This is a genomic window from Tenebrionibacter intestinalis, from assembly GCF_016632365.1.
GTDB lineage: Bacteria > Pseudomonadota > Gammaproteobacteria > Enterobacterales > Enterobacteriaceae > Tenebrionibacter > Tenebrionibacter intestinalis.
Map to the genome: position 1 here is coordinate 1 of NZ_JAEPBH010000042.1, position 762 is coordinate 762.

The following is a 762-nucleotide window of genomic DNA, read 5'->3' on the forward strand; positions in this document are numbered from 1 at the left end:
TCGGTTTATCCCCGCTCGCGCGGGGAACACCTTGCCGGCATGACCCAGCATCAGCTATTGGTCGGTTTATCCCCGCTCGCGCGGGGAACACAGCTGCTCCCATATCCAGTGCCGATTTTTTCTCGGTTTATCCCCGCTCGCGCGGGGAACACATTGCTCCCCGACCTTTCAACGACATAACCTGCGGTTTATCCCCGCTCGCGCGGGGAACACTTGTCTTTTGTTAGTTTGTCTTTTGTGTTTACCGGTTTATCCCCGCTCGCGCGGGGAACACAGCAATGGTGATGGCCAGCGCTATTCCATATGCGGTTTATCCCCGCTCGCGCGGGGAACACGGCGGTGCCATGCCACCAAACTTACTCGCAGCCGGTTTATCCCCGCTCGCGCGGGGAACACAAACACCTTCTCGATGAAAAGTTGATGGTGGGCGGTTTATCCCCGCTCGCGCGGGGAACACTTTTACCAAGACGGCGCCCTAACTCTGACTGGCGGTTTATCCCCGCTCGCGCGGGGAACACCACCTCCCATCTGCGCCGGGTCAGTTGTCACTCGGTTTATCCCCGCTCGCGCGGGGAACACGCATTCATTTGTGACCGATTCCGACATTTTAGCGGTTTATCCCCGCTCGCGCGGGGAACACCTGCGCATGCGTGGTAAATTCGTAGGGGTCTTCGGTTTATCCCCGCTCGCGCGGGGAACACTATTGATAAATCATTTCCGGGTAGACTCATGTCGGTTTATCCCCGCTCGCGCGGGGAACAC

General features: G+C 58.5%; 1 CRISPR repeat array.

The annotated features are described in order from the left end of the window. Position 1: 1 nt before the first annotated feature. A CRISPR array of direct repeats spans positions 2-762; the repeat unit is 29 nt; unit sequence CGGTTTATCCCCGCTCGCGCGGGGAACAC.